Source organism: Stenotrophomonas sp. SMYL41 (genome assembly GCF_036319965.1).
GTDB classification, from domain to species: Bacteria; Pseudomonadota; Gammaproteobacteria; order Xanthomonadales; family Xanthomonadaceae; genus Stenotrophomonas; species Stenotrophomonas maltophilia_R.
In genome coordinates this window covers 26686-45283 of sequence record NZ_JAWIRX010000021.1, presented here as the reverse complement: position 1 = coordinate 45283, position 18598 = coordinate 26686, and the positions used below count along the sequence as shown (strand labels likewise).

Below are 18598 nucleotides of genomic sequence, written 5' to 3'. Positions count from 1 at the left end.
AATCCCGGCTGGGCCGGCCGGGAGTCGTCAAGGAATGATGGCCGCAGTGTTGGTTCGATCCATGACCCAGAAGAGGAATTCGACGTGATCAAGAAGCAGAACCTTCGCATCAATGTGCTTGCCGCCGCCGTGCTGTCGATGACGGCCGTCGGTGCCGTCCACGCCGCCGGCCTGCCGACCCGTGAACCGGTGCGCCAGGCCAGCACCGCCCAACCGGGGGCCGAGCGCATCATCGTCAAGTACCGCGCCGGTACCGCTGCGGCCAGTGATCGCTCGGCCAAGCTGTCCACTGTGCAATCGGCGTTGACCCGCGCCAGCCTGTCGGGGGGCACGGCACGTGCCAGCACGCTCGGGCCGCAGGTCGTGCGCAAGCTCGGCATCGGCGCCGATGTGATCCGCCTGCAGGGCCGCCTGGCCCCGGCTGAACTGCAGCGCGTACTGAAGGAGCTGAAGGCCGATCCTGCCGTGCAGTACGCCGAGGCCGACGTGAAGCTGCGCCGCAGTGAACTGCGCGCGGGCGACGTGCAGCCGGCGCTGGCGCCGAACGACCCGTACTACCAGCAGTATCAGTGGCACCTGCACAACGCTACCGGCGGCATCAACGCACCTGCAGCCTGGGATGTGTCGCAGGGCGAGGGCGTAGTGGTGGCGGTGCTCGACACCGGCATCCTGCCCCAGCATCCGGACCTGGTCGGCAACCTGCTGGAAGGCTACGACTTCATCAGCGATGCCGAGACCTCGCGCCGTGCCACCGACGACCGCGTGCCGGGCGCGCAGGATTATGGCGACTGGGTCGAGAACGACAACGAGTGCTACAACGGCTCGCTGGCCGAAGACAGTTCGTGGCACGGTACCCATGTGGCCGGCACCGTTGCCGAGCAGACCAACAATGGTGTTGGCATGGCCGGCGTGGCGCACAAGGCCAAGGTGTTGCCGGTCCGCGTGCTCGGCAAGTGCGGTGGCTACCTGTCCGATATCGCCGATGCCATCACCTGGGCCTCCGGCGGTACGGTGACGGGCGTCCCCGCCAACGCCAATCCGGCCGAGATCATCAACATGAGCTTGGGCGGCAGCGGCAGCTGCGATGGTACCTACCAGGACGCGATCAACGGCGCGATCTCGCGTGGCACCACGGTGGTCGTGGCGGCGGGCAACGAAACCGACAACGCCTCCAAGTACCGCCCGGCGAGCTGCGAGGGCGTGGTGACCGTGGGTGCCACCCGTATCACCGGCGGCATCACCTACTACTCCAACTACGGCACCCGCGTTGACCTGTCCGGACCAGGCGGTGGTGGCAGTGTCGATGGCAACCCGGGAGGCTATGTGTGGCAGTCCGGGTCCGATGCGGCCACCACCCCGGAGTCAGGCAGCTACAGCTACATGGGCATGGGCGGTACCTCGATGGCTTCGCCGCACGTGGCAGCCGTCGCCGCACTGGTGCAGAGCGCGCTGATCGCCAAGGGCAAGGATCCGCTGGCCCCGGCGGCGATGCGCACCCTGCTGAAGGAAACCGCACGTCCGTTCCCGGTCGCCATTCCGGCGGCCACCCCGATCGGTACCGGTATTCTCGACGCCAAGGCCGCGCTGGCCAAGGCACTGGAAGAACCGTGCACCGAGAACTGTGGGCCGGTGGCGACGCCGCTGACCAACAAGGCTGCGGTCGGTGGCCTCAGCGGCGCTGCCGCCAGCAGCCGCCTGTACAGCTTCGAAGCTGTCGCCGGCAAGCAGCTCAGCGTTATCACCTACGGTGGCACCGGCAACGTGTCGGTCTACATCGCCCAGGGACGCGAGCCGAGCGCCAGCGACAACGATGCCAAGTCGACCCGTCCTGGCACGTCCGAAACGGTGCGGGTGACCAAGCCGGTAGCAGGCACGTACTACATCAAGGTGGTGGGCGAAGCCGCCTACAACGGTGTGAGCATTCTCGCCACGCAGTAAGCACCTCGTGTCGTAGTTGAATGGCCGAAGCCCGTCATCCTGTGTGACGGGCTTCGTCTTTTTACGAAAGGTGGCCGCAGGGCGGCGGAAATCACGGCTTAACTGCTAAAGTCGGGCCGATTGACAGGAGAGTCACGTGAACGCGCTCGCTGCAACCGTTACCGACGACGCCGAAGGCCGCATCCTGGATGCGCTGCTGGCGCGCGGCCGGCTCAAGGAAGGAGACCTGGCACGCGCGCGGCCGCTGCATGCCGAGGCCGGTGGCAGCCTGCTGGGCCTGCTGGTGCGCCTGGGCCTGGTGTCTGAACGCGACCAGGCACAGGCCAGTGCCGAGGTGCTGGGCCTGCCGCTGCTGGAAGGCAAGCAGGTGCCGGAGGCCCCGCCGCAGGGGCTGGCCGAGGGATTGCCGCTGTCGCTGCGCTTCCTGAAGCAGTTCCACGTGTGCCCGCTGGAATTGGATGAACACGGGGTGCGGCTGTGGCTGGCCGATGCCCATGACGCCTATCCACAGCAGGCCGTGCAGCTGGCGCTGGGGGTTCCGGTGACACCCGTGCTGGGCATGCGCGCTGAAATCGATGATCTGGTCGAACGCTGGTTCGGGCAGGGCCGCAGCGCGATGGGAGCGATCGTGGAAACCGCGGACGGCGAGGGCGGTGCCGTCGACGATATCGAGCACCTGCGCGACCTGGCTTCGGAAGCGCCGGTGATCCGTCTGGTCAACCTGGTGATCCAGCGCGCGGTGGAGCTGCGCGCGTCGGATATCCATGTCGAACCGTTCGAGAGCAGGCTGAAGGTTCGTTACCGCGTCGACGGCGTGCTGGTGGAGGGCGAAAGCCCGCCGGCCAACCTCACTGCCGCAGTGATCAGCCGCATCAAGATCATGGCCCGGCTCAACATCGCCGAGCGCCGCTTGCCGCAGGACGGCCGCATCATGCTGCGCGTGCAGGGCAAGGAGCTGGACCTGCGCGTAAGCACCGTGCCTACCGCGCATGGCGAAAGCGTGGTGATGCGCCTGCTGGACCGCGAAACGGTGGTATTCGATTTCCACCGCCTTGGCTTCACGGACGCCTTCCTGCCGCAGTTCCGCAAAGTGCTGGAACAGCCGCACGGCATCCTGCTGGTGACCGGCCCGACCGGCTCGGGCAAGACCACCACGCTGTACACCGCGCTGAGCCAGCTCAACACCGCTGACGTCAAGATCATCACGGTGGAGGACCCGGTCGAATACCAGATCGAGGGCATCAACCAGATCCAGGCCAAGCCGCAGATCGGCCTGGACTTCGCCAATGCGCTGCGCAGCATCGTCCGCCAGGATCCGGACATCATCATGATCGGTGAAATGCGCGACCTGGAAACCGCGCGCATCGCCATCCAGTCGGCGCTGACCGGCCACCTGGTGCTGTCCACCCTGCACACCAACAATGCCGCCGGTGGCATCACCCGACTGCTCGACATGGGCGTGGAAGACTACCTGCTCACCTCCACCATCAACGGTATCCTGGCCCAGCGCCTGGTACGCCGGCTGGAGCCGACCCACGCCGAGCGCTATGCCGCTTCGCCGGAGGAGATCGAGCGGTTCGAGCTGCGCCGCCTGCAGCCGGAAGGGCCGATCCACCTGTACCGCCCGAAGGCATCGGCGCTGGCGCCGACCGGCTACCTGGGGCGTACCACTATCATGGAATTCCTGGTGATGAACGATGCGCTGCGGCGTGCGGTGATGCGTCGCGATGGCATGGGCGAGATCGAGCGCATCGCCCGCGAAGCCGGCATGCGCACCATGTACGAAGATGGCCTGTCCAAGGCGTTGAGCGGGCAGACCACCATCGAGGAAGTACTGCGCGTGACCGAGGAAAGCTGATGCGCGCAGGACGCCGGGGCTGACATGCCGAACTATCGCTACAAGGCGCTCAATCCGCATGGCGAGGTCTTCGACGGGCAGATGGAAGCGGCCAGCGAGGCCGAGCTGATCGCGCGCCTGCAGGACCAGGGCCACCTGCCGATGGAGACGCAGCTGGCCGATGCCGGCGCGATCGGCGGCAGCAGCTGGCGCAACCTGCTGCAGCAGCGCCCGCTGCAGGGCGCCGCATTGCTGCAGTTCACCCAGCAGCTGGCGACCCTGCTCGGTGCCGGGCAGCCGTTGGACCGCGCGCTGTCGATCCTGCTGGGCCTGCCCGAGGACGAACGATCGCGCCGCGCGATCACCGACATCCGCGATGTGGTGCGCGGCGGTGCGCCGCTGTCCACCGCGCTGGAACGCCAGCATGGGCTGTTTTCGCGCCTGTACGTGAACATGGTGCGTGCCGGCGAGGCAGGTGGCAGCCTGCATGAAACCCTGCAGCGCCTGGCCGACTACCTCGAGCGCAGCCGCGCGCTGCAGGGCAAGGTGATCAACGCGCTGGTCTACCCGGCGATCCTGCTGGTGGTGGTCGGTGGTGCACTGTTGTTCCTGCTTGGCTATGTGGTGCCGCAGTTCGCGCAGATGTACGAGAGCCTGGACGTGGCATTGCCGTGGTTCACCAATGCAGTGCTGCAGCTGGGCCTGTTCGTGCGCGACTGGTGGGTGCTGCTGCTGGTGGTGCCGGCACTGGTGGTCTTGTTCTTCGAGCGCAAGGCGCGGCAACCCGCGTTCCGGCTGGCGCTGGATGGCTGGCTGCTGCAGCGGCGTGGCATCGGCCGCCTCGTCGGCGAGCTGGAAACCGCGCGGCTGGCGCGTACGCTGGGGACGCTGCTGCGCAACGGCGTGCCGCTGCTGGGCGCGCTGGGCATCGCCCGCAACGTGCTGGGCAACCGCGCGCTGGCCGCCGACGTGGAAACGGCTGCCGATGAAGTCAAGAACGGCGCCGGGCTGTCGCTGGCACTGTCGCGCGGCAAGCGGTTCCCGCGCCTGGCCCTGCAGATGATCCAGGTCGGCGAGGAATCCGGCGCACTCGATACCATGCTGCTGAAAGCCGCCGACACGTTCGAACAGGACAGCGCCCGGCGCATCGACCGCATGCTGGCGGCGATGGTGCCGGCGATCACCCTAGTGCTGGCCTCGGTGGTCGGCGCGGTGATCGTGGCCGTGCTGGTGCCGCTGTACGACCTGACCAATGCCATCGGTTGACGATGGCACTCCCTGCAACCCCGACACTCCGCAACTGAAAGGACCGTCCATGATTGCCCGTCGCCGACCGATCCGCCTTTCCTTCACCGCCGCGCGCAACCAGTCGGGCATGAGCCTGCTGGAAATCATCATCGTCATCGTGCTGATCGGCGCGGTACTGACCCTGGTCGCCAGCCGCGTGCTGGGCGGCGCCGACCGTGGCAAGGCCAACATCGCCAAGGCGCAGGTGCAGACCGTCGCGTCCAAGATCGACAACTACCAGATCGACACCGGCAAGCTGCCGGGCACGCTCAACGACCTGGTGACGGCACCGGCCGGGGTCGGCGGGTGGCTGGGCCCGTACGCCAAGCCGGCCGACCTGAACGACCCGTGGGGCCATGCGCTGGAATACCGCGCGCCGGGCGAAAGCCAGCCCTATGAGCTGGTCAGCCTGGGCAAGGATGGCAAGGCCGGCGGCAGCAGCGTCGACGCTGACATCCGCTACCAGCCGTAACCGCGCATGACGTATTTCCTGCCGCGCCGGTTGCCCCACCCGCGCCTGCACGGCAGGCGCGCGGCCGGACTGTCGCTGCTGGAAATGCTGCTGGTGATCGCCCTGATCGCGGCGATCGGCCTGATCACGGCCGCTGGCCTGTCGCGCGGTTTTGCGGGCATGCAGCTGCGCAGCGCCGGCAAGGACATCGCCAGCCAGCTGCGCATGGTGCGCGCGCAGGCAATCGCCCGCGGCGAACCGCAGCGCTTCGTGATCGAACCGGCACGGCGCCGCTGGGAGGGTGCCAGCCAGCGCCACGGTGAGGTCCCGGCACAGCTGCAGGTGCAGTTCGAAGGCGCCGCACAGCTGGCCACCGCGCCGGGGCAGGGGGTGATCGAATTCCATCCTGATGGCGGCTCCAGCGGTGGTCGCATCCGGTTGCAGCGCGACGGTGCCGAATGGCGCATCGACGTCGGCTGGCTGACCGGCGAGGTCCGCTCCGGCCCCTGGCGGGTGCAATGAAGCGGCGCGCGCGTGGCTTCACCCTGCTGGAAGTGATCATCGCCTTCGCCCTGCTGGGCCTGGCGTTGACCCTCCTGCTGGGCAGCCTGTCCGGCGGCGCCAGGCAGGTACGGGATGCCGAGCTGCGCACGCGCGCGGTGCTGCATGCACAGTCGTTGCTGGCCGAGGCCGGCGTCGGCGCACCGCTGCAGGTGGGCAGCCAGCAGGGTGACTGGGAACAGGGACGCTATCACTGGGAACTGCAGGTTCAGCCGTGGGTGGAGCCGCGCGCCGGCAGCGTCGTGCAGGCAACGTCGCCGGGCACCCCATGGCTGGCGGAGCTGCAGCTGCAGGTGCGCTGGGGCGACAGCGAGCGCGAGCAGCTGCGCTGGCGCAGCCTGCGCCTGCTGCCGCCCGACCTGGAGAATGCACGGTGAGGCGCCGCACCGCAGGTTTCACCCTGGTCGAAGTCATGCTCGCGACCGTACTGCTGGCCGGCGGCCTGGCACTGGCCTTTGCCAGCGTGCGTTCGGCGATGGCGGTCAGCCAGCGCGGTGAGCAGATTGCCGCCGAAAGCGAACGCATGCGCGCAGTGGAGTCTTTGCTGCGCAGGCAGTTGGCGGGCGCATTGCGCACCCCTCTGGAGGCCCCGGACCCCACCCGCGAACCGCTCTTCTTCCAGGGCGAAGAGCAGCGCATGCTGTTCGCTGCCGACCTGCCCGGATACCTCGGCCGTGGCGGCCCCTACCTGCACGCGCTGCAGGTGGACGGGCGCAATGGCCAGCAGCGCCTGCTGCTGGACCTGGTGCTGCTGCAGGAAGGCGAGCGCATCGCCGAGAATCCGCCACGCCCGCCGGAGGTACTGGTGGAGAACCTGAAGTCGGTGCAGCTGCGCTATCGCGGCATCGATGCCAGCACCGGGCAAGTGACCGACTGGCTGCCGCGCTGGGATGACACGCGTCGCCTGCCGATGCTGGTGGAGATCCAGATCGTGCCGGTCCGGGGCGCGCCGTGGCCGCCGCTGGTGGTGGCGCCGCGTGCCGGTGGCAGTGGAGGCGCGCGATGAACCGTCAGGGCGGGGCGGCATTGGTGCTGGTGCTGTGGCTGATCGCGTTGATGACGGCGCTGGTCGGCGCGTTCGCGCTGAGTGCGCGGGTCGAACACCTGCAGCAGCGCGTGCTGGATGACGATGCGCGCGGGCAGGAACGTGCGCGCGCCGGCCTCGAGTATGCACTGCTGCGTCTGTCAGCCGATCCGCAGCGAGCGCCCTGGCGTGCCGATGGCCGTACGTACCGCTGGCAATTCGATGACGCCAGCATCGAGATCAAGGTGCTGGATGAGAACGGCAAGATCAACCTGAACCTGGCCGATGCGGCGCTGCTGACGGCCTTCCTCAAGGCGCTTGGCGAAGACGATGCACAGGCCCGGCAGTTGGCCGGGGCCATCATCGACTGGCGCGACGAGGACAGCCTGCTGCAGCCGGGCGGTGGTGCCGAAGCGCAGGACTACGCCGCGGCCGGGCTGCCCTACGGCCCGCGCAACAGGCGGTTCGAGACCCTGGGCGAGCTGCAGCGGGTCCTGGGCATGCGCGGACCGCTGTACCGGGCGATGCTGCCGCACCTGACCCTGTACAGCCGCCAGGCACGGCCGGATCCGCAGTTCGCCAGCGCGCCGGTGCTGGCTGCGCTGGGCCTGGATGCGGACAGGGTGCTGGCGCAGCGCGCACAGCAGGAGCGTGATGCAGATTCCGCTGGTGGTACGCCAACGCTTGCCAGCAGCAGCGGCACCTATAGTATCGAGTCCGGTGCCATCGACCGCAGTGGACGCAGGTCGGTGCTGCAGGCCGTGGTACGCAGTGGCTCGGGCGGGGTTCCCGGGCGGACCTACACAGTGCTTCGCTGGGAGCAGGGAATGACAGCAAGATGACGGCGTGGCAGGACACTCTGCGGCAGGTGCAGGGCCGGATCGGCCCGGGCGCTGGCCGCTTCCTGCGCTGGTGGCGGCAGTCGCTGCTGGCCTGGGTGCCAGTGCGCTGGCAATGGGCATTGGGCTGGGGCCAGGCACGGCTGCTGCTGCAGCATGAGGGTGACCAGCTGCAGGTCTGGCGTGAAGCCGGTGAACGCCGCGAAGCGGTGGCGCGCCTGCCGTGGCCGCTGTCGCCGGTGGAACTGGACCGCGTGCTGGAGCCTCGCCTGCGCGGCCTGCCGCGGGTGTGGCTGCTGCCCGCCAACGCCGTGCTGCGTCGCGATCTGCGGCTGCCGGCCGCCGCCGCCGACCGCCTGCGTGCGGTGGTCGGCTTCGAGATCGACCGCCAGACGCCGTTCGAATCCAGCCAGGTCAGCTATGACGTGCGCGAGCTCGGCGCGGCCGGCGAGGGCCAGCTTCAGGTCGAACTGGTGGCGTGGCCATTGCGGCAGCTGGACGCATGGCGCACCGGTGTGGGCCCATGGGCCGACGCGCTGGCAGGCGTCGATGCCATCGATGCGCAGGGCAACGTGCTGCAGGTGAACCTGCTGCCGCCCGCGCAGCGCCAACTGCGGCCAGACCCGATGCGGCGCTGGAACCTGCTGCTGGCCGTGGCTGCCGTGGTGATGCTGGTACTGGCCGCGGTGCAGCTGCTCGACAACCGCCAGGCCGCCGCCGATGAGCTGCGTGACCAGGTCGAGCGCAGCGCGCGCAGTGCGCGTGGCGTGGCCAGCGAACGCGCGCAGTTGCAGGCGCTGATCGATGGCGCCGCGTTTCTGGAGAAGCAGCGCAGCCAGCGCGCCGGTACCGTTGAGATCTGGAACGAACTGACCCGGCGCCTGCCGGAAGGTACCTACCTGGAAAAGCTGGCGATCGAGAACAACAACCTGCAGCTGATCGGCCTGAGCCGCGAGGCATCGCAGCTGGTGCAGCTGCTGCAGGACGCACCGCAGTGGCGCAAGGTCAACCTGACCGGGGTGCTGCAGGCCGATGGCGCCGCCAGTGGCCGCGACCGCTTCACCATGACCGCCGAACTGCAGCCGTTGCCGGCTGCCGCACCGACCCCGGAGGCGGCCGATGCCGATGCCAAGCGCACGCCGTGACCGCTGGCTGGCGCTGGCACTGCTGCTGGCAGTGCTGGGCCTGGCCTATCTGCTGCTGGTGCACCCCTGGTTCACCCAGCCGTTGCGTGCGATCGATGCCGATGTCGCCGCCCTGCGCGAACGCGAGTCGCGCGTGCAGGCGCAGCTGCAGCAGCAGCCGCAGATCGAACAGCGCCTTCGCGCTACCCGCGAGGCACTGCAGCAGCGGCCGGGCTTCCTGCGCGAAGCCACTGCCGAAGCTGCCGCCGCTGCATTGGGCGCCCGCCTGCAAGATGCAGTGGCGATGGCCAGCCCGGGCAACCGCAGCTGCACCATCAGCAACCGCACGCCGCTGACCGACAACCGGCGCGATGCCGAGTTCGTGCGCGTCGCCATGCAGGTGCGCCTGCGCTGCGGCGTAGCCGAACTGGCCACCGTGCTGCACAGCCTGGAAACCGGCAGCCCACGCCTGTTCGTCGACAACCTCAACCTGATCGCGCAGCGCTTCCAGCAATCGCCGAACGAATCGGGGCTGGGCCTGGACGTGTCCTTCGAGCTGGCCGGCTATCTGCTGCCAGCTGCCGCCGACGGCACGGTTGCGGCACCCGCTGCGGCACCGGTACCGGCACCACCCGCTTCGCCGGACGAGGCCGCACCCGCGCCCAACCCGGCGCCCCCGTCCGACGGACAGGAGGTGGCCGATGAAGCTTGAACAGATCAGCCTGCGCACCGGCTTCCTGCTGGCGTTGGCCGGTTGGGCGGCCGCCGTCTGGCTGGCGACCGGCTTCGGGCTGGGCAGCCAGCTGCCAGGTGCGGATGGCGACGCCGATGCGGTGCCTTCGCTGCCGGTGCTGCCGCCGTTGGCCGCCGAACGCATGGCCAGCGCCGACAGCTACAGCGCGATCAGTGAGCGCCCGCTGTTCGCCGAGGATCGCAGGCCGCGGCCCTACCTGCTGGGTGGCAGCGAACCGGCGGCCAGCGCCGCGCTGCGCCTGACCGGCGTGCTGCTGACCGGCGATTTCGGCATGGCCACGTTCACCACTGAACAGAACCGCTCGCTGCGCCTGCGCCTCAACGGCGAAGCCGTGGATGGCTGGCAGCTGGTGGCGCTGCAGCCGCGCCAAGCCACGGTGATCGGGCCCGGTGGCAACCAGGTTCTCGAACTGGCGGTGTTCAACGGCCAGGGCGGTGAGCCGCCAACGGTGCTGCGTGGTGCCAATGGTGCGCCGCCTGCAGGTGCGATCGTTGTGCCGCCCTCGGCGGGCGCTCCGCCAGCGCCGCCACCGGCCGCGGCACCCCCATCGCCGTCGCCCGCTGGCAATGCACCAGCGCCCGCGGCGACAGCTGCAAAAACACCACCGGCCAACAACGGTCCCAGCGAAGCGCAGATGCAGGCCATCCGCGAACGCATCCAGGCCCGCCGCCGCCAGCTGCAGCAACAGCAGCAACAACCGTCGCCGCCCCCGGGCGATGGCACCAACCGATAGAGTGAATGCATGAGCCTGCGTTTTCTTCCCTGGTCCTTTGCCCTCGCGCTGCTGGTCGGCTGCAGTACGGTGTCCGCGCCGCACGTGCAGCGCAACGGCAACCTGTCGCCCAGCGCCGACGCCGGCCAGGCGGCCGACGTCGCTGCCGATGCCGCCCGTGAAAGCCAAGGGGCACCGCAGGCGGTGATCCGCCGTGGCACCGGCACGATGATCAACCGCCAGGCCGCGCGCGCGCCGGCACCGGCGCTGCACGGCGCCAGCACCGGCGAGGCGACCTTCAACTTCGAAGGCGAATCGCTGCATGCGGTGGTCAAGGCCATCCTCGGCGACATGCTCGGCCAGAACTACGTGATCGCACCGGGCGTGCAGGGCACGGTCACCCTGGCCACGCCCAAGCCGGTATCGCCGGCGCAGGCACTGAACCTGCTGGAGATGGTGCTGGGCTGGAACAACGCGCGCATGGTCTACAGCGGTGGGCGCTACAACATCGTCGCCGCCGACCAGGCGCTGGCCGGCACGGTCGCACCGAGCACGGCACCGGCGGCCAGTGCACGCGGTTTCGAAGTCCGCGTGGTGCCGCTGCAGTTCATCTCCGCCACCGAGATGAAGAAGGTACTGGAGCCGTACGCGCGCCCCAACGCCATCGTCAACGTGGACAGCGGCCGCAACGTGATCACCCTTGGTGGTACCCGCGCCGAGCTGGAGAACTACCTGCGCACCGTCGAGATCTTCGACGTCGACTGGTTGTCGGGCATGTCGGTGGGCGTGTTCCCGATCCAGTCGGGCAAGGCCGAGCAGGTGGCGGCCGACCTGGAAAAGGTGTTCGGCGAAGAGAGCAAGACGCCCAGTGCCGGCATGTTCCGTTTCCTGCCGCTGGAGAATGCCAACGCCGTGTTGGTGATCACGCCGCAGGTGCGCTACCTGGACCAGATCCAGCAGTGGCTGGATCGCATCGACACCGCCGGCGGCAGCGCCCGCCTGTTCTCCTACGAGCTGCGCTACATCAAGGCACGCGACCTGGCCGAGCGCCTCAGCGAGGCCTTCGCCAGCAGTGGCAACCGCGGCGGCTCCAGCCCTGCATCGCTGGCACCGGGCGCCATCCCGTCGCAGCTGGGCGGTGACGGCGACCGTGGCATGGACAACACCAGCAGCAACCTGGGCTCGACGCTGGGCGGAAGCGGTGGCAGTGGCGGCAGCAATGGCAGCCTGAACCTGCCGCAGCGCCAGCCCGGCAACGTCAGTGTCAGCCTGGAAGTGGAGGGCGACCGCGTCGGCGTGTCGGCGGTGGAGGAAACCAACACCCTGCTGGTGCGTTCGACCCCGCAGGCCTGGCGCTCGATCCGCGAGGTGATCGAGAAGCTGGATGTGATGCCGCTGCAGGTGCATATCGAGGCACAGGTGGCCGAAGTGGCGCTGACCGGTGACCTGAAGTACGGCGTGAACTGGTTCTTCGACAATGCCGTGGCCGGCCGCGCATTGACCGGCGCGCTCAGCGGCCTGACCCTGCCGCCGGCTGCTGCGGGTGCGTGGAATACCTTTGCGGGTGGCGTGACCGGCAATGATGGTGTGGGCTGGGCATTCACCGGCCACAATGCCGCTGCCGTGGTCAGCGCGCTGGACAAGGTGACCGACCTGCGCCTGCTGCAGACGCCATCGGTGTTCGTGCGCAACAACGCCGAGGCCACGCTCAACGTCGGCGACAAGGTGCCGATCAACACCACCACGGTGAACACCGGCGTGGGCACCAGCACCTACAGCTCGGTGCAGTACATCGACACCGGCGTGATCCTCAAGGTGCGCCCGCGCGTGACCCGTGACGGCACCGTATTCCTGGATATCGTGCAGGAAGTCAGCAGCGCCTCGGACGTGCCGGACGCCTGCAACCCGACCGAGCGCAACTGCAACCCGCGCATCTCGACCAAGAAGCTGTCCACCGAAGCGGCGGTGCAGAGCGGCGACACCATCATGCTGGCGGGCCTGATCACCGACTCGGCCACCGACGGCAGCAGCGGCATCCCCGGCCTGAGCAGGATCCCGGTGGTCGGTGCGTTGTTCGGGCAGAAGACCCGCACCAGCCGTCGTTCGGAAGTGATCGTGCTGCTGACCCCGACGATCGTCCGCAACAGCCAGGAATCGCGCAACCTGACCGACGAGTACAGCAAGCGCTTCCGCGCGATGGAGCCGCTGAACCAGCCGCGCGCGAAGAAGTAGGCGGTTACGGCCGGGCTGCGCCCGGCACCCGCCGAAGCAACGGCCGAAGCAATAGAAACAGCAACAGCAACAGCGGGCATTCCGTGGGATGGCGGGGCGGTGTGGGTTGGCAGGACACGCCGTAAACCCCCCTCCGGGGTCCGGCCCAGCCGCTGGCGGCTGTGCGTTCGGGCGCTTGCGAAGCAGTGCTTCGCAAGCAAAGCGCCCTCACCCATGGGGGCTCGATGGCGCCATCCATGGCGCCAACGGTCCTGCCACCCCACACCGCCCCGCCTCTGACAGATTCCTGCGGCTGTGGGTAGGTGTCGACCTTGGTCGACACATCTGTCAGATACCGATATACAAAAATGGGGTCAGATCCGTTTTCCTCTGGAAAACGGATCTGACCCCAGCCTTTGCCGGCGGATCGCAGAAATCTGTCGAAGGCTCGACCGAGCCTACAGGGACGTATTTACGGCGTCCCCCGCAACCGGACCCACCCCGCCATCCCCAAGGAACCCGCCTTTGCTTCGGCTGTTGCTGTTGCCTTGGCCTGAAGCAGGCGCCGGGTGCAACCCGGCCGATACCCTCCCGGTGCTACGCTGTGGCCACCGACAACCACGGAGGCGGGATGGGGGCGATCGTGTTGTTGCCGCTGTGCGTGGACGATGCCGCGCTCGACCGCTGCCTGGCCGCACTGGATGCCGGCACGGCGCCAGGGACCGCGGTCTGGTTGGCCGATGATGCGCAGACCGGGCCGCGCGCGCAGGCAGTGGTGGAACACTGGTTGGCGCATACGCAGCTGCAGGCCGAGTACACCCGGCGCGCGCGGCCCTTGGGCGAAGTTGCCCACCTGGACGAGATGCTGCGCGCCTGCGATGGCCTGGACGTGGCGGTGCTCGCGCCCGACAGCGTGCCCTCACCCGGCTGGTTGCAGCAGTTGCAGGACGCCTTCGCACGCGATGCCGCCATCGCCACCGCAACCCCATGGTGCAACGCCGGAGAAACCGCAGCGTGGCCACGGCTGGGCGAGATAAATCCCGAACCCAATGACCCGGCCCTGCTGGCGCAGACCTGCGCCACGCTGCCGACGCTGCACCCGGAACTGCCATCGGCGGTCACTCACGCGGTACTGGTGCGTGGCAACGCGCGCCGTCGTGCCGGTGGCCTGGACGTGGAGAGTTACGCGGGCTGGAACGCGGCACTGGTCGACCTCAGCCTGCGCATGGCCGGCCTGGGGTGGCGCAACGTGTTGTGCGAAACCGCCTTTGTCAGCCGGGCAGGGGAGGCCGTCAGCCGCGATGGCGACCTGGAGGCCCTGGCGGCGCGCTGGCCGGCCTGGGTACCGCGGCTGGCCGACTTCCTGATGCGCGATCCACTGCACGGGTTGCGGGCTGATCTGCAGCAGCGCATGCGGCAGGCGATAATGCCGCGGGAACAGGGTGACCTGTTCGTCCCGTCCGCGCCGGAGCCACCCGTTTGAATGTTGCCATTGCCGCCATCGTCGTCACCTACCAGAGTGGCAGCACCATTGATGCCTGCCTTTCGCGCCTGCGCCAGGCGCAGGATGTGGCCGAGATCCGGGTGATCGACAATGGTTCGCTGGATGGCACCCTGGACATCGTGCAGCGGCATGCCAGCCACGATCCGCGCGTGCGCTTCGTCGGCAACCCGGACAACCCCGGCTTCGCCGCCGCCAACAACCAGGGCGTGGCCGACTCGCGCAGCCCGTGGCTGGCCTTCATCAACCCGGACCTGATGGTCGAGCCGGATACGCTGGCCGAACTGCGTTCGCGCGCCGAAGCACTGGGCGATTGCCTGCTGGGCGTCGAACAGGTGGACGAGCATGGCCACGCCGACGAGGCGGTGCGCCGCCGCGACCCGGATTTCCTGATGATGCTGCGTTCGCCCGGCAAGGGCTCCAGGCTGGCGGTTCCGCGTGAGCCGCACCAGGCGCTGCAGCGGGTACCTGCGTTGTCTGGCGCATTGCTGATGATGCCGCGCGCGCTGTTCGACCGCATCGGTGGCTGGGACGCGGGCTATCGCCTGCACGCCGAGGACCTGGACCTGTGCCGTCGCGCACGCGAGGCCGGCGCGGTGGTGGCGATCGCCAACGACCTGCAGGTTACCCATGTGCGCGGTGTCTCCAGCCGCTCACGGCCGTTCTTCGTGGAATGGCACAAGCACAGGGGGCTGTGGCGCTACTTCCAGAAGTTCGAGGCCGGGCAGCGTCCGCTGCCGGTGCGCGTGGCGGTATGGGGCGCGATCTGGGCACATGCACTGCTGCTGGTGCCGCGCCTGCTGCGCAGGTCGTTGTAGCGCCGCAGGAGCATCCACGCAGGGCGTGGATCTACCCATGTCGTTCCCCGTGAGCCGAGCGTGGCTCGCAGGCACCCCGGTTCACCCTGCCGGGCGCATAATCCGCCCCATGCCTATCATCCAGTCCCTGCTCGACACCGACCTGTACAAGTTCACCATGATGCAGGCGGTGCTCCACCAGCACCCCGGCGCCCAGGTGCAGTACCGTTTCAAGTGCCGCACGCCCGGTATCGACCTGGCAAGCTGCATCGACCAGATCGATGAAGAAATCGACCACCTGTGCAGCCTGCGTTTCAGCGACGCGGAGCTGGACTACATGCGTGGCCTGCGCTTCGTGAAGCCGGATTTCGCCGATTTCCTCGGCCTGTTCCACCTCGACCGCAAGTACATCCAGCTGCGCGCATCGAAGGCCGTGCCCGGCGAGATCGAACTGGACATCACCGGCCCGTGGCTGCACACCATCCTGTTCGAAGTGCCGTTGCTGGCGATCATCAATGAAGTCTGGTTCCGCAACACCACCACGGCCGACTTCGCCGAAGGCGAACGCCGCCTGCAGGCCAAGGCCGCGCTGCTGCGCGATACCCCCGGCTTCGAGCAGTGCCGCATTGCCGACTACGGCAGCCGCCGCCGCTACTCGCGGGACTGGCATGCGCGGCTGCTGCCGCTGCTGCGCGATGCGCTCGGCCCGCAGTTGGTCGGTACCAGCAATGTGCACTTCGCCCGCCTGTACGGCATGACCCCGCACGGCACCATGGCCCATGAGTACCTGCAGGCCTTCCAGGCCCTCGGCCCGCGCCTGCGCGATTCGCAGGTGGCGGCACTGGAATCGTGGGCGCGGGAATATCGCGGCGATCTGGGCATCGCGCTGTCCGACGTGGTCGGCCTGGATGCATTCCTGCGCGACTTCGACATGTACTTCTGCAAGCTGTTCGACGGCGTGCGCCATGATTCCGGCGATCCGTTCGACTGGGGTGACCGCATGCTGGCGCATTTCCAGCAGCGCCGGGTCGATCCGCGCAGCAAGGTGCTGGTGTTCAGCGATGGGCTCGACATCGCCAAAGTGATGCGCCTGTACGACTACTTCCGCGGTCGCTGCCAGGTCGCCTTCGGCGTCGGCACCCACCTGACCAATGATCTGGGCCCGACGCCGCTCAACATCGTCATCAAGATGGTCCGCTGCAATGGCCAGCCGGTGGCCAAGCTCAGCGATTCGCCGGGCAAGAGCATGTGCGACGACCCGGGTTACCTGGCCTACCTGCGCCAGGTCTTCGAGCTGCCGCCGGCGTAAAGCGCCGGCTTACAGGTAGTCGACGACCACCAGGTAAGCGCCCTGCAGCGGCTGCTGCTTCGAAGCCTGCACGCTGTAGCGCTCGGAGAAGGCGATATCGCCGGCGCGCATCGCGCTGGCCGACACCGACAGCTTCTGGCCCTGGCGCTTGCCATCGCGCAGCGTCGCGGCCTGGCCATCGGCCAGCGCCGTCACGGCCACCGTCGAACCCTTGGCCGACGGCGGGCAGGCCGCCAGGCTCAGCTCACCCTGGGACAGGTTCGTCGTGCAGCCCGGCTCGGCGATGCGGCCGCTGAAACGAATGTTGCCGCTGCTGGCCTGGGCCAGCGCGCTGACGGACATCAGGGCCACGCACAGCAGAATGGAATTCCTCATGACACGTTCTCTGGTTCGGTGTGTCCTAGTTAGCGACAGGTTCGATCCGCCTTTAATAGGACAAATCCGAATCTGCTAGGGCCATCACCAAGAAAGAGTGATGCGCATCAAATAAGGTGATTTCCACCTGAAAAAAGCCGGTTTCCGAGCCTGTCGAACACGCCGCTCAACGTGTCATCCACGGTCGTCTGTGACCCGGCCGTCCGACCGTCAAATCCTCCACGCGCTTCTGGCGCCCATTCCGCCTACCACGTCACATTTAAGGCGTCAATGAATTGGCGTTCAGAAAAATAATGAGACTTTCATCACAGTTATGCCTATACTTGCGTCACGGATTCAGGGGTAGGTATGTCCGAGTCCGGCCACAGGTGAGACGCAAGGATGGGTCTTGATAGCCCGGCAGTGCTCCTTGCTTCCTCCTCTACTTCTCATCTCTTCAGTAGGGTTAGGTAAAAGCGAATGCACAAGATCAATATCATCGCCGCTCTGATGCTGGCCGCCGCTCCGCTGGCCGCCAACGCCGCCGACGGCACCATCACCTTCAACGGCAAGGTGACCGACAAGACCTGCACCATCTCGACCCCGGGCGGCAAGGACTTCGCCGTCAACCTGCCGACCGTGTCCAAGAACACCCTGGCCGCCGCCGGTAACGTTGCGGGCCGTACCCCGTTCGCCATCAACCTGACCAAGTGCAGCGCCGGCAACGTCGCCACCTACTTCGAGCCGGGTTCGACCGTTGACTTCAACACCGGCCGCCTGCTGAACCAGGCCTCGGCCAACGCTGCCACCAACGTGCAGCTGCAGCTGCTGGGTTCGAACAACCAGGTCCTGCCGATCAAGGCTGCCGGCGCTGGCCAGGCCCAGACCAACTCGCAGTGGGTCACCGTCGGCACCGACGGCTCGGCCGATCTGAACTACTACGCTGAGTACTACGCCACTGCCGCCGCCACCCCGGGCGACGTCACCAGCAGCGTGAAGTACACGATCATCTACAACTGATCGCAGTCGTACCCGCACTGGCCGGCGTACGCGCCGGCCAGTGCATCGCGGCCCCTGGCCACATACCTCGAGCGTAGTACTTCCGATGAAAGCATTCTTTCCCCGGGCGCTGCTGCTGGCAGCGTTCACGCTGCCCTTCTGCCAGAACGCTCTGGCTGGCGTGGTGGTCAATGGCACGCGAGTGATCTACCCGGCGCAGGCGCGCGAAGTCACCGTGCAGGTCGACAACGTGGGCGATTCGCCGGCGCTGGTCCAAGCCTGGATCGACAGCGGCGACGCCAACCAGACCGCCGATACCAGCGATGCCCCGTTCGTGCTGACGCCGCCGATCGCGCGTGTCGAGCCGGGCCGCAGCCAGGCGCTGCGTCTGATCTTCTCCGGCGCGCAGCTGCCGACCGACCGTGAGTCGGTGTTCTGGCTCAACGTGCTGGACGTTCCGCCGTCGCCGGACAACGCCGACAGCGGCGAACAGAATTACCTGCAGGTCGCGTTTCGTTCGCGCCTGAAGCTTTTCTACCGGCCGCAGGGCCTGAAGGGCGTCGCCAACGACGCACCGGCAGCGCTGCGCTGGACCCGCACCGGCGACCGCCTGCGGGTGGAAAACCCGAGCCCCTTCCACGTCACGCTGGCCGAAGTGCATGCCGTGGCCGGCAGCAGTGAAAAGACCGTCGAGGACAAGGGCGCCATGGTCGCGCCGAAGCAGAGCCTGGAGTTCACCGCACCGGCGGGCTCCGACCAGGTGCGCTTCATCACCATCAACGATTACGGCGGTCGGGTGGAGCACAAGGTCCGCCTCGGCAGTACCGGGGGCTGAACGCGCCGCGCCGGCCACGGGCCTGCGCATCCCGCCACCGCCGCCGTGCGGCGAATTGAAGGAAT

General features: G+C 68.0%; 18 protein-coding genes. 17 read left to right on the top strand and 1 reads right to left on the bottom strand.

Annotated elements, in window-relative coordinates; translation table 11 throughout:
• Positions 1 to 84 precede the first annotated feature (84 nt).
• The 15 genes from V3B30_RS19610 (at position 85) to pncB (ending at position 16345) form a co-directional block, all read left to right on the top strand.
• Positions 85 to 1938: a S8 family peptidase gene (locus V3B30_RS19610; RefSeq protein ID WP_262083084.1), complete on the top strand. Its 1854-nt coding sequence runs from the start codon at positions 85 to 87 to the stop codon at positions 1936 to 1938.
• Between the two features lie 136 nt (positions 1939 to 2074).
• Positions 2075 to 3796: a type II secretion system ATPase GspE gene (gene gspE, locus V3B30_RS19605; protein WP_100471238.1), complete on the top strand. Its 1722-nt coding sequence runs from the start codon at positions 2075 to 2077 to the stop codon at positions 3794 to 3796.
• Between the two features lie 24 nt (positions 3797 to 3820).
• Entirely contained in the window at positions 3821 to 5041 is a 1221-nt protein-coding gene (locus V3B30_RS19600; RefSeq protein WP_014035932.1) for a type II secretion system F family protein, read from the top strand.
• 49 nt (positions 5042 to 5090) lie between these two features.
• Positions 5091 to 5534, top strand: coding sequence for a type II secretion system major pseudopilin GspG (gspG, locus tag V3B30_RS19595; protein ID WP_087921484.1), 444 nt, complete (start codon positions 5091 to 5093; stop codon positions 5532 to 5534).
• 6 nt (positions 5535 to 5540) lie between these two features.
• Complete coding sequence (locus tag V3B30_RS19590; protein ID WP_262083085.1) at positions 5541 to 6035, top strand: GspH/FimT family pseudopilin; 495 nt, start codon at positions 5541 to 5543, stop codon at positions 6033 to 6035.
• The gene (locus V3B30_RS19585) at positions 6032 to 6451 is read left to right on the top strand and encodes a prepilin-type N-terminal cleavage/methylation domain-containing protein (protein WP_262083086.1); all 420 of its coding nucleotides are present in this window, start codon (positions 6032 to 6034) and stop codon (positions 6449 to 6451) included. Before V3B30_RS19590 ends, V3B30_RS19585 begins: the two co-directional genes overlap by 4 nt.
• Positions 6448 to 7080 carry a type II secretion system protein J gene (locus V3B30_RS19580; protein WP_262083087.1) on the top strand — a complete coding sequence of 211 codons (633 nt, stop codon included), beginning with the start codon at positions 6448 to 6450 and terminating at the stop codon, positions 7078 to 7080. Before V3B30_RS19585 ends, V3B30_RS19580 begins: the two co-directional genes overlap by 4 nt.
• Positions 7077 to 7940: a general secretion pathway protein GspK gene (locus tag V3B30_RS19575; RefSeq protein ID WP_100471242.1), complete on the top strand. Its 864-nt coding sequence runs from the start codon at positions 7077 to 7079 to the stop codon at positions 7938 to 7940. Before V3B30_RS19580 ends, V3B30_RS19575 begins: the two co-directional genes overlap by 4 nt.
• Positions 7937 to 9082, top strand: a complete 1146-nt coding sequence (locus tag V3B30_RS19570) for a PilN domain-containing protein (RefSeq protein WP_100471243.1) — start codon at positions 7937 to 7939, stop codon at positions 9080 to 9082. The genes V3B30_RS19575 and V3B30_RS19570 overlap by 4 nt, the downstream gene beginning before the upstream one ends.
• Complete coding sequence (gene gspM / locus V3B30_RS19565) at positions 9063 to 9773, top strand: type II secretion system protein GspM (protein WP_238381648.1); 711 nt, start codon at positions 9063 to 9065, stop codon at positions 9771 to 9773. Before V3B30_RS19570 ends, gspM begins: the two co-directional genes overlap by 20 nt.
• The gene (locus V3B30_RS19560) at positions 9763 to 10548 is read left to right on the top strand and encodes a general secretion pathway protein GspN (RefSeq protein WP_100471245.1); all 786 of its coding nucleotides are present in this window, start codon (positions 9763 to 9765) and stop codon (positions 10546 to 10548) included. Before gspM ends, V3B30_RS19560 begins: the two co-directional genes overlap by 11 nt.
• A gap of 9 nt (positions 10549 to 10557) precedes the next feature.
• On the top strand, positions 10558 to 12759 hold the full coding sequence (gene gspD, locus V3B30_RS19555) for a type II secretion system secretin GspD (RefSeq protein WP_262083088.1): 2202 nt from the start codon (positions 10558 to 10560) through the stop codon (positions 12757 to 12759).
• Positions 12760 to 13369: 610 nt separating this feature from the next.
• Positions 13370 to 14221, top strand: coding sequence for a glycosyltransferase (locus tag V3B30_RS19550; RefSeq protein WP_262083089.1), 852 nt, complete (start codon positions 13370 to 13372; stop codon positions 14219 to 14221).
• A complete protein-coding gene (locus tag V3B30_RS19545) occupies positions 14218 to 15057 on the top strand; it encodes a glycosyltransferase family 2 protein (protein ID WP_100471248.1) in 840 nt (279 codons plus the stop codon). The genes V3B30_RS19550 and V3B30_RS19545 overlap by 4 nt, the downstream gene beginning before the upstream one ends.
• 109 nt (positions 15058 to 15166) lie before the next feature.
• Positions 15167 to 16345 (top strand): nicotinate phosphoribosyltransferase, encoded by a 1179-nt coding sequence (pncB, locus tag V3B30_RS19540; RefSeq protein ID WP_100471249.1) that lies wholly within the window; start codon positions 15167 to 15169, stop codon positions 16343 to 16345.
• Positions 16346 to 16354: 9 nt separating this feature from the next.
• Here the strand turns inward: pncB and V3B30_RS19535 are convergent, their stop codons facing one another.
• Complete coding sequence (locus tag V3B30_RS19535) at positions 16355 to 16720, bottom strand: hypothetical protein (RefSeq protein ID WP_087921496.1); 366 nt, start codon at positions 16718 to 16720, stop codon at positions 16355 to 16357.
• Positions 16721 to 17179: 459 nt separating this feature from the next.
• Here V3B30_RS19535 and V3B30_RS19530 point away from each other — a divergent pair, with 459 nt between their 5' ends.
• On the top strand, positions 17180 to 17719 hold the full coding sequence (locus V3B30_RS19530; protein WP_100471250.1) for a fimbrial protein: 540 nt from the start codon (positions 17180 to 17182) through the stop codon (positions 17717 to 17719).
• 85 nt (positions 17720 to 17804) lie between these two features.
• Positions 17805 to 18533 carry a molecular chaperone gene (locus tag V3B30_RS19525; RefSeq protein ID WP_100471251.1) on the top strand — a complete coding sequence of 243 codons (729 nt, stop codon included), beginning with the start codon at positions 17805 to 17807 and terminating at the stop codon, positions 18531 to 18533.
• The last annotated feature ends 65 nt before the right edge of the window (positions 18534 to 18598 follow it).